The 13649-nt window shown below is 74.0% G+C and carries 12 protein-coding genes; 5 read left to right on the top strand and 7 right to left on the bottom strand.

What is annotated here, in order from left to right:
- The first annotated feature begins 39 nt into the window (after nucleotides 1-39).
- Complete coding sequence (locus tag ACF07V_RS10840; protein ID WP_392153104.1) at nucleotides 40-930, top strand: LysR family transcriptional regulator; 891 nt, start codon at nucleotides 40-42, stop codon at nucleotides 928-930.
- A gap of 28 nt (nucleotides 931-958) precedes the next feature.
- Here ACF07V_RS10840 and pepN read toward each other — a convergent pair whose 3' ends face one another.
- From pepN to ACF07V_RS10820, 4 genes are read right to left on the bottom strand one after another with little or no spacing between them, the layout of a single operon-like run.
- The gene (pepN, locus tag ACF07V_RS10835; protein WP_392153103.1) at nucleotides 959-3442 is read right to left on the bottom strand and encodes an aminopeptidase N; all 2484 of its coding nucleotides are present in this window, start codon (nucleotides 3440-3442) and stop codon (nucleotides 959-961) included.
- Between the two features lie 51 nt (nucleotides 3443-3493).
- Complete coding sequence (locus ACF07V_RS10830; RefSeq protein ID WP_392153102.1) at nucleotides 3494-4480, bottom strand: asparaginase; 987 nt, start codon at nucleotides 4478-4480, stop codon at nucleotides 3494-3496.
- Nucleotides 4480-4794, bottom strand: a complete 315-nt coding sequence (locus ACF07V_RS10825; RefSeq protein WP_351180877.1) for a chorismate mutase — start codon at nucleotides 4792-4794, stop codon at nucleotides 4480-4482. Before ACF07V_RS10825 ends, ACF07V_RS10830 begins: the two co-directional genes overlap by 1 nt.
- Before the next feature lie 11 nt (nucleotides 4795-4805).
- The gene (locus ACF07V_RS10820; RefSeq protein ID WP_392153101.1) at nucleotides 4806-5693 is read right to left on the bottom strand and encodes an AraC family transcriptional regulator; all 888 of its coding nucleotides are present in this window, start codon (nucleotides 5691-5693) and stop codon (nucleotides 4806-4808) included.
- A gap of 84 nt (nucleotides 5694-5777) precedes the next feature.
- Between ACF07V_RS10820 and ACF07V_RS10815 the strand changes: the two genes are divergently transcribed.
- Nucleotides 5778-7562 (top strand): beta-galactosidase family protein, encoded by a 1785-nt coding sequence (locus ACF07V_RS10815; RefSeq protein WP_392153099.1) that lies wholly within the window; start codon nucleotides 5778-5780, stop codon nucleotides 7560-7562.
- Nucleotides 7563-7638: 76 nt separating this feature from the next.
- On the opposite strand, the gene ACF07V_RS10810 is transcribed toward ACF07V_RS10815, so the two are convergent.
- Complete coding sequence (locus tag ACF07V_RS10810; protein WP_392153431.1) at nucleotides 7639-8409, bottom strand: S1 family peptidase; 771 nt, start codon at nucleotides 8407-8409, stop codon at nucleotides 7639-7641.
- A gap of 198 nt (nucleotides 8410-8607) precedes the next feature.
- Between ACF07V_RS10810 and ACF07V_RS10805 the strand changes: the two genes are divergently transcribed.
- Together ACF07V_RS10805 and ACF07V_RS10800 are read left to right on the top strand one after the other, a co-directional pair.
- Complete coding sequence (locus tag ACF07V_RS10805; RefSeq protein ID WP_392153097.1) at nucleotides 8608-9492, top strand: hypothetical protein; 885 nt, start codon at nucleotides 8608-8610, stop codon at nucleotides 9490-9492.
- 45 nt (nucleotides 9493-9537) lie between these two features.
- Entirely contained in the window at nucleotides 9538-11007 is a 1470-nt protein-coding gene (locus ACF07V_RS10800) for an ankyrin repeat domain-containing protein (RefSeq protein WP_392153095.1), read from the top strand.
- 9 nt (nucleotides 11008-11016) lie between these two features.
- On the opposite strand, the gene ACF07V_RS10795 is transcribed toward ACF07V_RS10800, so the two are convergent.
- On the bottom strand, nucleotides 11017-11442 hold the full coding sequence (locus ACF07V_RS10795) for a ribonuclease domain-containing protein (protein WP_392153093.1): 426 nt from the start codon (nucleotides 11440-11442) through the stop codon (nucleotides 11017-11019).
- A 158-nt stretch (nucleotides 11443-11600) separates the two neighbouring features.
- On the bottom strand, nucleotides 11601-12983 hold the full coding sequence (locus tag ACF07V_RS10790) for an MFS transporter (RefSeq protein ID WP_392153092.1): 1383 nt from the start codon (nucleotides 12981-12983) through the stop codon (nucleotides 11601-11603).
- A 123-nt stretch (nucleotides 12984-13106) separates the two neighbouring features.
- Here ACF07V_RS10790 and ACF07V_RS10785 point away from each other — a divergent pair, with 123 nt between their 5' ends.
- Nucleotides 13107-13610 carry a MarR family winged helix-turn-helix transcriptional regulator gene (locus tag ACF07V_RS10785; protein ID WP_392153090.1) on the top strand — a complete coding sequence of 168 codons (504 nt, stop codon included), beginning with the start codon at nucleotides 13107-13109 and terminating at the stop codon, nucleotides 13608-13610.
- The last annotated feature ends 39 nt before the right edge of the window (nucleotides 13611-13649 follow it).

The raw sequence follows: 13649 nt of genomic DNA, 5'->3' as shown, positions 1-13649 counted from the left end.
CCAAGATCAATATCGTTATCGGGCTATGTCCCTGGGGGCATGATGGATCTCCACGCGCTCGGGCAGTTCGTCGTCGTGGCCCGACTGGAGCACCTCAGCCGCGCGGCCGAGGAACTCCGCGTGGCCCAGCCGTCGTTGAGCCGCACCATCGCCAGGCTGGAGAGCGAGCTGGGCACGCCCTTGTTCGACCGGGTCGGCCGGCTCCGGCTGAACGACGCCGGGAAGGTCTTCCTGCGGCACGTCGAGCGTTCCCTCGGGGAGCTCGACGCGGGACGCCGGGCCGTCGCCGCGATCACGGGCGGGGAGTTCGGCACCGTACGGCTGGCCTCGGAGACCTTCCTGACCCTGACGGGGCCGCTGGGGGCCTTCAAGCGGGCCCACCCGGGCGTCGAGGTCGAGCTCCATCAGATGGCCGCCGAGGAGATGGCCCGCGGCCTGCGCGGCCAGGAGGTGGACCTCTGCGTCGCCTCGCAGCCCTTCGCGCCGGAGGGCCTGGAGGCGGTCCGGCTGCTCGACGAGGCGGTGTGGGTGGTCACGCCGCTCGACCACCCGCTGGCGGGCCGCGCCTCGGTGACGGTCGCCGAGCTGGCCGACGAGCCCTTCGTCAGCACCCGCACGGGCCACTGGCAGCGCAGGCTCCTCGACCGGCTCTTCGCGGGGAACGGACTGGCGCCCCCGAGGATCGTCTGCGAGGGCGACGAGCCCGGCGCCACCGCGATCCTGGTGGCCGCCGGGCTCGGCATCGGCCTCATCCCGGACATGGCCCGGCGCAGCGCCACCCGCGCCCCCGTCGCCTGGATCGCCGTGGACAGCCCCGACTGCCGGCGTACCCTCACCCTGCTCCGGTACGCCGACGGCCGCCCGGCGGGCGCCGCGCGCCTGATGCACGCGGCGCTGACGGGCTGGGACTGGACGTCCGGCCCCGTCTGATCCCCGAAGGGACGCGCCCAGGGGGGGTCTAGCCGCGCACGCGCAGGGCCCGCCGCAGGTCGTCGAGCTGGTCGACGAGCTTGCGGTGGAGGGCCGGGATCATGGCGTCGTCCGCGAGGTGGGACTCGCCCAGGGCCAGGGAGTCGGCGTCGATCGCGTGCGCCGGGAAGGCGTAGCGGCCGGCGGCCTCGGCCATCGCGGGGCCCCGGCGGTCGCCGAGCGCGACGGCCGCCTCGTAGAAGCGCGGGACGTACTCCCGTACGAGCTCGGCCTGTTCGGGCTGCCAGAAGCCCTGGGCGGTGGCGGTGAAGAGGTAGTTGGAGAGGTCGTCGGAGTCGAAGAGCGCCGACCAGGCGGCGGCCTTCGCCTCCGGGGTGGGGAGGCCCGCCCGGCAGCGGGCCGCGCCCTCCTGGCCGGTGGCGCTCGGGTCCCGGTCCAGTTCGGCGGCGATCACGGTCTCGTCGACGGCGCCGAGGACGGCGAGGCGGGCGAGGATCCGCCAGCGCAGTTCGGGGTCGAGCTCGGGGCCTCCGTGGACGGTGCCCTCGTCGAGCCAGGAGGCGATCTTGTCGGGGGTGGTGGCGCTGTCGATGCAGGCGCGGACGGCGGTGAGGCGCAGTCCGGGCTCCTCGCCGTCCTCGGTGCGGCGAAGGAGTGCGCGGGCGATCTCGCCGATGGTGGCGAGCGCGGCCGGGCGCTCCTCCTCGGTCACGTACCGGTCGGCGATCTGGGTGCGGGCGAAGCCGAGGACGCCCTGGACCAGGGCGAGTTCGGTCTCCTGGGGCAGGTGGGCGTGCGCGGCCTCCAGATAGGTGGCGGGCTCCAGTTCACCGTCGCGGACCATGTCGCGCAGGCTGTTCCAGACGACGGCGCGGGTGACCGCGTCGGGGATGTCGGACAGCGCCCACAGGACCGTGTACTCGGAGGTCTCGTCGAAGCGCACCTTGGCGTAAGTGAGGTCCTGCTCGTTGAGGGCGACCAGGGCGGGGCGGGGGCCGGTCAGATCGAGCGGCGCCTCCTGCGGGACGTCGATCTCGTGCCGCTCTCGCAGGACGGGGGCGTCGAGGGCGTCCCGGTCGTAGACGCCGACGCTGATCCGGTGCGGTCGGCTGCCGGCGCGGTCGACCGTGAGCTTCCAGTCGAGGCCCTCGCCCTCGACGCGTGGCTTGAGCGTGTCGACGCCCGTCGTGCGCAGCCACTGCTCGGCCCAGGCGTGGACGTCGCGGTCGGTGGCGGCGGCCAGGTTGTCGATGAAGTCGGCGAGGGTGGCGTTGCCGAACTTGTGGCGCTTGAAGTGGATGTTGATGCCGGCGAGGAAGTCCTTCTCGCCGAGCCAGGCGACGAGCTGGCGCAGGGCGGAGGCGCCCTTGGCGTAGGAGATGCCGTCGAAGTTGAGGAGGGCGGAGGCGGTGTCGGGGACGGCTTCCGGGTCGGGGGCGACGGGGTGGGTGGAGGGGCGCTGGTCCGCCTCGTACCCCCAGGACTTGCGGGTGACGCCGAAGTCGATCCAGGTGTCGGGGAAGAGGTCGGAGCAGGCCTCGTTGACGGTCTGGAAGCCCATGTACTCGGCGAAGGACTCGTTCAGCCAGATGTCGTCCCACCAGCGCAGGGTGACGAGGTCGCCGAACCACATGTGGGCCATCTCGTGGGCGATGACCATGGCGCGGGTCTGGCGCTCGGTGACGGTGACGGCGGAGCGGAAGACGAACTCGTCGCGGAAGGTGACGAGTCCGGGGTTCTCCATGGCGCCGGCGTTGAACTCGGGGACGAAGGCCTGGTCGTACGAGTCGAAGGGGTAGGGCTCCTCGAACTTCTCGTGGTAGCGGTCGTAGCAGGCCTTGGTGACGGCGAGGATCTCGTCGGCGTCGGCGTCGAGGTGGGCGGCGAGGGAGCGGCGGCAGTGGATGCCGAAGGGCAGTCCCGCGTGCTCGGTGCGGACGGTGTGCCAGGGGCCGGCGGCGACGCAGACGAAGTAGGTGGAGAGCAGCGGGGTGGGGGCGGCCTGCCAGCGGCCGTCGTCCTGCTGTTCGGTGATGCCGTTGGAGAGGACGGTCCAGCCCTCGGGGGCCTTGACGCTCAGCTCGAAGACGGCCTTCAGGTCGGGCTGGTCGAAGGCGGCGAAGACGCGCTGGACGTCCTCCATGAACAGCTGGGTGTAGACGTACGACTCGCCGTCGGTGGGGTCGGTGAAGCGGTGCATGCCCTCGCCGGTGCGGGAGTACCGCATGGTGGTGCTGACGCGCAGGGTGTGCTCGCCCTCGGTGAGGGTCAGCGGGAGCCGGTTGCCGTCGAGGGTGGTGACGTCGAGGGGCTCGCCGTCGAGGAGGGCGGAGCGGAGCGTCTCGGGCTTGAGCTCGACGAAGGTGTCCCCCGCGGCGCGGGCCGTGAAGCGGATCAGGCTCCGGGACCCGAAGGTCTCGTCGCCGGTGGTGAGGTCGAGGTCCACGCGGTAGTGGTGGACGTCGAGGAGCTGGGCACGGGTCTGCGCTTCGTCGCGCGTCAGTACGGACATGGGCCCTATGCTGCCCGATCACTCTCCGCCGGGGCAGGGGGTGGGCCCGGCTCAGGCGAGGCCGGAGCCGTTCAGGTGGGTGAAGGCGGCGGTGATGCGGGGGCGGTCGTAGCCGGTCGGTCCCGCGGCGCCGCTGGAGACCAGGGTGTGGAGCAGGATCCGGGCCTTGGCGGGGTCGAGCGGGCCGGCGGGGATCAGTCCGCGGTGCAGCAGGTCGTACTCGGAGCCGGGGCCGCGGTAGGTGTGCGAGAGGGTCGCGCCGCCGCCCGTGCGGGAGGCCAGGACGACGGGGATGCGGCCGGCGATCTCGGCGAGGGGTTCGACGAGGGGGGCGGGGACGTGTCCGGCGCCGAAGGCGGCGACGACGAGGCCCTGGAAGCGGTCGTCGACGGCGTCGAGGAGTTCGCCGCGGTCGCCGAGGGAGAGGGTCACCAGGGCGACGCGTACGGAGGGGTCGACCTTGAGCGGGCAGAGCGCGGTGGGGGCGGCGGGGCGGAGCAGGATCCGGGGTTCGCCCTCGACGACGGTGCCGAGGGGGCCGGCGCCGGGCGAGGCGAAGGTGGTGAGGGAGGTGGTGTGGGTCTTGCGGGCGAGGCGGGCGGCGTGGATCTCGTCGGCGAGGACGACGAGGACGCCGAGGTTCCGGCAGGCGGGGTCGGCGGCGACGGCGAGCGCGGCGGCGAGGTTGGCGGGGCCGTCGGCGCCGGGCAGGTCGGGGCGGCGCATGGCGCCGGTGACGGCGATCGGCTGCTCGGTGGTGCAGAGCAGGTCGAGGAGGAAGGCGGTCTCCTCCAGGGTGTCGGTGCCCTGGACGACGACCACGCCGGAGCCGTCGGCGACGGCTTTGCGGACCTCGTCGGCGAGGGCGGCGAGGTCCTCGAAGGAGAGGGTGGAGCTGGGGACGCGGCGGAAGTCCCGCAGCTCGACGTCCTCGGGGGCGCCGAGCCCGGCGAGGACCTCCTGACCGGTCATGCGGGCCGCGTCACCGCCTCGTGCGGAGATGGTCCCTCCGAGGGTGAAGACCGTGACGCGGCCCATCAGCGTGCTCCGTCCGCAATCGTCTCGTGGTGCCGGATGACCTCGGCGATGATGAAGTTGAGGAGTTTCTCCGCGAAGGCCGGGTCCAGTTTCGCGCTCTCGGCGAGTTCCCGCAGCCGGGCGATCTGGCGGGCCTCGCGGGCGGGGTCGGCGGGCGGGAGCTGGTGCTCGGCCTTGAGGACGCCGACCTGCTGCGTGCACTTGAAGCGCTCGGCGAGCATGTGCACGACCGCGGCGTCGATGTTGTCGATGCTTTCGCGCAGCCGGGTCAGTTCGGCGATGACGGTCGGGTCGATGTCGCTGGTGTCGCTCATGATCTGCGAGCTTAGACGGATCTCGGGAGGATCGTGGGCGGGTGTTCGGGATCCGGAACGACGTTGCTCCAGCCGCCGTGCACGGACCGCCCCTGCTGTTCGCGGAAACGGATGGGCGCGGTGCCCACCCGGCGGGTGAAGAGCCGGGAGAAGTAGGCGGGGTCGTCGTAGCCGACGCGGCGGGCGACGGCGGCGACGGGCAGCTCGGTGGCGGCGAGGAGCTCCTTGGCGCGGCCGAGGCGGACGGTGAGCAGGTAGTCCTTGGGGCTGCATCCGGCGGCGCGGCGGACGGCGGTGCGCAGCTCGGCGGGGGTCATGCCGTGCCGGGCGGCGTGGTCGGCGACGGAGAGCGGCTGGAAGGCGTCGCGGGCCAGGGCGGTGAGGACGGGGTCGCCCTCGGCGTTGGTGTCGGCGCGGGCCCGGCGCAGGGCGACGAGGAGTTCGTGGACGGCGGCGCCGGTCTCGACCTCCAGGAGGGGGTTGCCGGGGCGCGCGGCGCGGGCGATGCGGCTGATGGCGGCGCGGGCGGGGGCGGCGTCGGAGAGGGGGACGACGGGCCGGTCGGGCTCGATGTAGCCGAGTTCGGTGTAGGTGGCGGTGGCGGGTCCGGTGAAGTCGACGAAGGCCTCGTCCCAGCCGGTGGCGGGGTCGGCGGCGTAGTGGTGGGGGGTGCCGGGGGTGAGCCAGAGGAGGGCGGGGGCGGTGACGGTGGTGCGGCGTCCGTCGACGCCCCGGTACCAGCCGCTGCCGGCGGAGACGACGACGGCGACGTGGTGGTCGAGGGTGCGCGGGCCGACGGTGGGCAGGGTGCCGTGCTGGAGTCCGACGCCGAGGCAGACGAGGCCGAGGCGGTGGTGGACGGGGCTGGGCGTGAAGTAACGCATCCAGGTGTGGTACATCGCGCGGCCCGCTCTCTCTAACGTCCAAACTGCGACGATCTTTGTCCATGGACCGCGCCGCCGCCAGCGGGTCAGGGTGAGGTCATGAGCACGTTCGCTGTGGGTGACGAGGACTTTCTGCTCGACGGGCGGCCGGTGCGGCTGCTCTCGGGGGCGCTGCACTACTTCCGGGTGCACGAGGGGCACTGGGAGCACCGCCTCGGGATGCTGCGCGCGATGGGCCTCGACTGTGTCGAGACGTACGTCCCGTGGAACCTGCACGAGCCGGAGCCCGGCCGGTACGCGGACGTGGAGGCGCTCGGCCGGTTCCTGGACGCGGTGGGGCGGGCCGGGATGCGGGCGATCGTGCGCCCCGGTCCGTACATCTGCGCCGAGTGGGAGAACGGCGGGCTTCCGCACTGGCTGACCGGCCCGCTGGGGCGGCGGGTGCGGAGCCTCGACCCGGAGTTCCTGGCGCCGGTGGAGGCCTGGTTCCGGCGGCTGCTCCCGCAGGTGGTGGAGCGGCAGGTCGACCGGGGCGGGCCGGTGGTCCTGGTGCAGGTGGAGAACGAGTACGGGAGTTACGGGAGCGACCGGGGCTATCTGGAGTGGATGGCGGAGCTGCTGCGGGGCTGTGGGGTGAGCGTGCCGCTGTTCACCTCGGACGGGCCCGAGGACCACATGCTGACGGGCGGTTCGGTGCCGGGGGTGCTCGCGACGGCGAACTTCGGCTCGGGCGCGCGGGAGGGCTTCGCGACGCTGCGGCGGCACCGGCCTTCGGGGCCGCTGATGTGCATGGAGTTCTGGTGCGGCTGGTTCGACCACTGGGGCACGGAGCACTCGGTGCGGGACGCGGCGGACGCGGCGGCGGCGCTGCGGGAGATCCTGGAGTGCGGGGCCTCGGTCAATGTGTACATGGCGCACGGCGGGACGAACTTCGGCGGCTGGGCGGGCGCGAACCGGGCGGGCGAGCTGCACGACGGTCCGCTGCGGCCGACGGTGACCTCGTACGACTACGACGCGCCGGTCGACGAGGCGGGGCGGCCGACGGAGAAGTTCTGGGCCTTCCGCGAGGTGCTCGCGGACTGTGCGGAGGGGCCGCTGCCGGAGGTGCCGGAGCCGCCGGCCGGGCTCGGGGCGCCGGTGTCCTGCACGCTCGACGGCTGGGCGTCGCTGGACGGGGTCCTGGAGGTGCTCGGCGGCGAGGAGACGGTCACGCCGATGCCGCCGACCTTCGAGGAGCTGGGCGTGGACCGGGGTCTGGTCCGCTACCGGGTGGCGGTGCCGGGTCCCCGGCAGCCGTATCCGCTCTCGGTGACGGGGCTGCGGGACCGGGCCGTGGTGCGGGTCGACGGGCTGCCGGCGGGGGTGCTGGACACCTCGGCCGGTGAGGACGCCGTCCTGCCCGAGCCGGTGGCGGGTCCCGCGCTCGTGGACCTGTGGGTGGAGTCGCTCGGCCGGGTCAACTACGGGCCGCGTCTTGCGGAGCCGAAGGGGATCACCGGGGGCGTACGGCACGAGCGGCAGTATCTGCACGGGGTACGGGCGCGGGGGCTGCGGCTCGACGCCTTCGAGGCGGCGGCGGTCGGCAAGGTGCCGTTCGCGTCGGTGCCGGCGGAGCCGGGCCCCGGCCTGTACCGGGGCGCGCTCGATGTGACGGGCGCGGGCGACGCGTCGCTGCGGCTGCCGGGCGCGACCCGGGGCTTCGTGTGGGTGAACGGCTTCTGCCTGGGCCGCTACTGGGCGGCCGGCCCGCAGGAGGCTCTGTTCGTGCCGGGTCCGGTGCTGCGGGAGGGGGCGAACGAGGTGTGGGTCCTGGAGCTGGAGGGCGCGGCGCCGTCCTCCGTGGAGCTGGACGTCCTCCGAGCACAGAGACTGGACGTCCTCTGAGCACAATAAGGGGGGCGAGCACGTGAAGGTGCCCCGGAGCCGAGGCCGCTCCGGGGCACCCGTTCAGGGCGAGCGGCTACAGCGTGGCCGCGGCCGACTTGATCGCGGCGGCGAAGGTCGAGACCTCCGTGTAGACGCCGGGGTAGCCGGCCCGCGCGCAGCCCTCGCCCCAGCTCACGATGCCGACCTGGATCCAGGCTCCGTTGTTGTCCTTGCGGAACATGGGGCCGCCGGAGTCGCCCTGGCAGGTGTCGACCCCGCCCTGGCTGTAGCCGGCGCAGATCTCCTCGGCGGGCACGAGGTCGCTGCCGTAGGCGGTCTGGCAGGAGGCGTCGGAGACGAACGGGACGTTCGCCTTGAGCAGGTAGCGCTGCTGCGAACCGCCCTCGCGGGCGGCGCCCCAGCCGGCCACGGTGAAGGTGCCGCTGTTGTACGCGGTGGTCTCGGCGATCTTCAGGTTGGCCAGCGAGGTGATCGGGGTGGCGAGCTTGATCAGTGCCCAGTCCTTGCCCTGGCCGTTGTAGCCGGGGGCCTGGAGGACCTTGGTCGACTTGACCTTGATGGCGCTGCTGGACTGGAGATCCACGACTCCGGCGGTGGCGGTGATGCTGGTGTTGTTGCCGGAGCCGCTCACGCAGTGGGCGGCGGTGAGGACGACCTGAGGGGTGATCAGGGAGCCGCCGCAGCCCATGGAGAGCCTGACCATCCAGGGGAACTCGCCCTGGGCGGCGCGGGTGCCGCCGACCACGGGGGCCGGGGCGGCGGAGGCGGTGGTGGTGGGCTGGAGGCTGACGGCCGCCAGGACGACGGCGCCGGCGGCTGCCAGCTTCTGGAGGGCACGGACCATGCGGTTCTGCTGCTTCACGTGTCTTCCTTCTCTCGTGGGGGGTCGGCCCGGACGGGTGACGACACCGACACGAGTCGGTGACATGCGCTCGTCAAGGCACGTCCGGATTATGGACAGCGCCCAACTGACGCCACAAGAAAGCCTTTTCGGCCAGATCCGGTGGGGGGACCGTACAGTGGAGAGGAGAGGGGATCCGGCATGCAGAACCGTCATGAGGCCGACCGTGTCATCCACGGCTTCCCGCACCGCGCCGTCGTGCGGGCCTCGCTCACCGCGCTCTACCGCCGCCTCTCCCCCGACGGCGTGCACCGCTACCCGTCCTGCGTGACCGCCGCCGACGTGGCCCTGGGGGACGACGAGGACCTCCATCTCGGCGCCCAGCGGGTGGCCCACGCCCTCGTCCGGCACCTGAGGCTGCCCGAGGCGCGCATCGTGGTGAGCTTCCGGCCCATGGAGTACGCGGCGGCCGTCGAGCTCACCGCGGGCCCCGAGTACTTCGTGGAGCTCAACGACCGCTTCCGGACCCGCCGCAGGGACATCGGCGCGGCCCTCGCCCACGAGATCACCCACGTCCTGCTGCACCGGCTCGGCCTCGGCTTCCCCTCCACCGCCGAGAACGAGGTCCTCACCGATGTGACCACCACCTATCTGGGCGCCGGCTGGCTGCTGCTCGACGCGTACCGGCAGGACGGCGTCGAGCACCAGAAGCTCGGCTATCTGACCCCGGAGGAGTTCGGCTACGTCCTCGCCAAGAGGGCCGAGGTCTTCGGCGAGGACCCCTCGCCGTGGTTCACCAGCGCGGTGGCGTACGAGGCGTGGGTACGGGGCCGGGCGGAGGCGGCGCGGGAGCGGACCGCGCCGCCGCTCGCCGGGGCGGGCTGGGCCGAGCGCCGCCGGTACGCCCTGCAGCGGCACCGGGGCCGGGCCTCCGAGGAGGCTCCGTACGCCTTCGACGGCGGCGCCCCGGCGACCGGCGTCTCCTTCCACTGCCCGGTCTGCGCCCAGCGCCTGCGGATCCCGGCGGGACGGGCGCTCAAGGCCCGGTGCGGGGTGTGCGGCTCCGTCCTGGAGTGCTCCGCCTGACGTAACGATTTGCGCCGCACACCGACGGCGCGTCAGGGTCGGGGCATGAGCACGTTGTTCGACGCCATCCGGGACGGGGACGAGAACGGGGCCGTGCGGCTCCTGCGGGACGGGGCGGACCCCGAGGGCCGGGAGGACGGGGAGACCGCCCTGTACCGGGCGGCCGTCGGCGACGAGGCGGGCATCGTGCGGCTGCTGCTCGCCGCAGGGGCCGACCCCGGCCGGGGCAGCGGCGAGGACGACGGCGACCTGCCGCTCTGCGGCGCGGCCTGCGGGGGACACACCGAGGTGGTGCGGGCGCTGCTCGCGGCGGGCGCGGCGGCCGACCAGGAGGAGGCGTACGGCTTCACCGCCCTCGCCTGGGCCCTCCGCCTCGGCCACGCCGACACGGCCCGGGTCCTCCTGGAGCACGGCGCCGACCCGGACCGGCCGGGACCCGACGGGCTCCTCCCGCTCGTCGCCGCCGCCCGGCGCGGCTGCACCGGCTGCGTGCGGGCGCTCCTCGACCACGGCGCGCAGGCCCGGGAGGCCGCGCTGCGGGAGGCCCGGCGGTGGATCGGCGCCGACATCGCGGCCGAGCTGCGGCGCGGGCTCGTCGCCGGGAACGAGGGCGGGCAGACGTACGAGGCGGTCGTCCGGCGGGTGCGGGAGGACGGCGGGATCACGGTCGTCGTCGAGCTGCTGCGGGAGGACGGGGCGCCCGGGCGCGGCGACGACCGGGGCACCGGCCACGCGGCGATCGCCACGCTCCTGGAGGCGGCGCTCGGCCTGCGCACCCCGCAGGAGGAGCTCGCGGCGCGGGCGCTGCGCTGCGGCGACCCCGAGCTCGACGACTGGACGACGGCGGTGACCGAACTGGTGGGCCGGGCCGACGAGGAGACCTTCGTGGCTGCTGCCGGGTGGTGCGCCTACCGGGATCCGCTGCGCCGGGCCCTCGGCGCGCGGGTGCTCGGCGCGCTGCCCGGCTTCGGCCCGAGCGCGGTGCCGGTCCTGCGCCGCCTCGCGGCGGAGGCCGTGCCCCCGGCGCGGGAACCGCTGCTCTCGGCGGTGAACGCGCTCGGGGAGTGCGCGGACGCGGCCGCCGTGCCCGAACTGCTCGCGGCGGCCGGGCATCCCGACGCGGTGGTGCGCCGGGCGGTCGCGGCGGCCCTCGCCGGGATCGTGCCGGCCGGACACGTCGAGGCGCTCGGGGTGGTGCTGGCGCTGAGCCGGGACGGCGACGCCCGGGTGCGGGACTGGGCGACGCTGGCGCTCGCCGAGCTGCCCGACGACACCCCTCTCGTGCGGGAGGGGCTCGCGGAGCGGCTCGGCGACACCGATCCGGAGACCGCGGCGGAGGCGGCGCGCGGGCTCGCGATCCGTCAGGACCCGCGCGCCGTCGACGCGCTGGCGTCGATCCTCGCGGACGGGGCGGCGGACGGCGCGGCGCGCGAGACGGCGCTGGCCGCCCTGGAGCACGTCCACGACCGGCGGGTCAGGACCCGCCTGGAGTGGACGACTCCGCGCCGGGGCTGACCGCGGGGGTCAGCAGGCGTAGTCGACGAGGTCGAACGTGGCGTAGTGGTCGGAGGTGTAGTAGTCCTCCTCCGCCGCGCTCCCGGTGACGATCCGGCGGGCGCCGCGGGTGTCGATGCCCGGGGTCTTCACCGTGTACTCGTGGTAGTAGCCGTAGCTGTGGGCCGGCAGGACGCCTTCGCGGTTCTGGAAGACGGAGCCGTCCTGGCTGTACGGGAAGGGGCCGCCCGCGTCGATCAGGCGCAGGGTGTCGTACGCCTGGCTGGGCAGGTCCGAGTAGCAGATGTCCCCGACGGACGCGGTGGCCGCGAGCGTGGACACGGCGGCGACGGGTGCGGGGGCGGGCGCGGCGGTGGCCGGGGCGCCGAGGAGGAGGGAGGACAGGAGGGCGGTGGCGACACCGCCGGCGAGGGTGAATCGAGGGGGGATTCGCATGGCTGTGATGATGACGCGCGTAGATCCCCGTCGGGAACCCCAACGCCCGTGAATTCCCCGGACGTTAACCGGTTCCTCCCGAACGTGCGGATCCGGTGGACGCGGCGCGCGCCGGGACCCGTCCGGGTCCCGGCGCGCGCCGTGTGCGTGAGGAGGTGTCACCGCCCGCCGGCGGGGAGCCGCAGGCTCAGCAGGGCGGCGCCGGCGTAGGCCGCGAGGACCCAGGGCATCGCGGCGGAGAGGGAGAGGTCCGCGAAGTAGGCGGTGCCGATGGCTGCCGCGCCGAGGGCGCCGCCGAACTGCTGGGCGGTGGAGAAGACGCCGGAGGCTCCGCCCGCGAGTTCGGCCGGGGCGGCCGAGAGGACGATGCCGACGAGCGGGACGACGAGGAGGCCGAGGCCGGCGCCCGCGACGGCGAGGCCGGGCGCCAGGGGCCAGGCGCCGGTGTGGACGGGCGCGGCGGCGTCCATCGCGTACCAGACCCAGCCGTAGCCGCCGGCCATGAGGAGGGCGCCCGCGGTGGGGACGTACCGGCCGAGCTTGACCGCGAGCGGTTCGGCGGCCGGGGCGGTGAGGAAGCCGCCCGCCGAGAAGGCGGCCATCAGGACGCCCGCCTGGGTCGGGGTGTAGCCCTGTCCGCCCTGCAGCCAGATCGCGAGGACCAGGAAGAAGCCCTGCATGCCGAGGGCGAAGAGCAGCTGGACCGCCAGGCCGTACGAGAAGGCCGGGACGGTGAAGATCCGCCGGGGCAGCACCGAGCCACGCACGGCGACCCCGGCCACCGCGAGGGCGCCGGCCGCGAGGAGGCCCCAGCCCCAGAGCGGCCAGCCCCAGCCGCGGCCCTGGACGAGCGGCAGGACGACGGCGACGAGGCCGGCGGCGAGGACGAGGCTGCCGAGCAGCGGGGGCCGGGTGGCGGCCTGCTCGCGGGTGCTGGGGACGAGGACGACGGCGGCGGCGAGGGTGAGGACGGAGACGGGCACGTTGACGAGGAAGACGGTGCGCCAGCCGAGCCCGAAGAGGTCCGCGTCGGTGAGGACCCCGCCGAGCAGCAGCCCGATCGCGGAGGCGAAGCCGGCCACCGCGCCGTACATCCCGAAGACCTTGCCGCGGTCCTTGCCCTGGAAGAGGCTCTGGAAGGAGCCGAGCACCTGCGGCATGAGCACGGCCGCCGCGACGCCCTGCACGGCGCGGGCCGCGATCAGCTGGCCGGGGCTCTGGGCGATTCCGCAGGCGAGGCTGGCGAGGCCGAAGCCGGCGGTGCCGGCGAGGAAGAGCACCTTGCGGCCGTACCGGTCGCCGAGCCGTCCCGCGACGACGAGGGTCGCGGCGAAGCCCAGGAGGTAGGCGGAGACGGTCCACTGGAGGGCACTCTCGGAGGCGCCGAGGCCGTGCCCGAGGGAGGGCAGGGCGACGTTGACGATGGTGACGTCCACGAGGTCCATCAGGGCGGCGACCATCATGACGACGGCGGCGGCCCAGCGGCGCGGGTGGACGGTGAACGGAGCGCCGGTGGCGGCGGTCGTGACGGTCGTGGACATCTCGACTCTCCCTCTCTCGAGATTTATTTCGTTCGAGCGAACGAAATAAATCTGGCATGCACCACCCCTTGATCACAACTCTTTCGTTCGGCCGAACGAAATGAATTTTGCTAGGCTGCCGCCATGAGCGAGCCGGGCACCGAACAGGACAGTGGGCGGGACAGCGCACAGGACCGGGAGCGGGGCGCGGTCGTCGCCGCCCTCACCGCCGCCGGCCGGGACTCCAGTGCCGCCTCCGTCGCCTTCCACTCGGCGATCGCCGCCCAGCAGGACCTGGGCGCCACCGAGACCAAGACGCTCGACCTGCTCGAACGGCACGGCCCCCTCACCGCCAAGGAGCTGGCCGAGCACTCGGGCCTGGCCCCCGCCTCCGTGACCGGACTCGTCGACCGCCTGGAGCGCAAGGGCTTCGTGCGCAGGGTGAAGCACCCGACGGACAAGCGCCGGGTGCTCGTCGAGCCCCGCCCCGAGAAGCTGGCCGAGCTCGCCCCGCTCTTCGACGACTGGGCACGCGAAGTGCACGAGCTCTACGAGGAGTTCACGACCGAGGAACTGGTGACGATCACCCGCTTCCTGACGGGCGCGACCGAACGCCAGCGCGCCGCGACGAAGCGCCTCACGGAGTAGCCCGCCCGACCCGGCGCCGCAGACCCCTCCCGTTCGGCC

Origin of the sequence: Streptomyces sp. NPDC015661 (assembly GCF_043077765.1) — a bacterium.
Lineage (GTDB): Bacteria > Actinomycetota > Actinomycetes > Streptomycetales > Streptomycetaceae > Streptomyces.
This window is presented reverse-complemented; position numbering and strand designations above follow the sequence as displayed.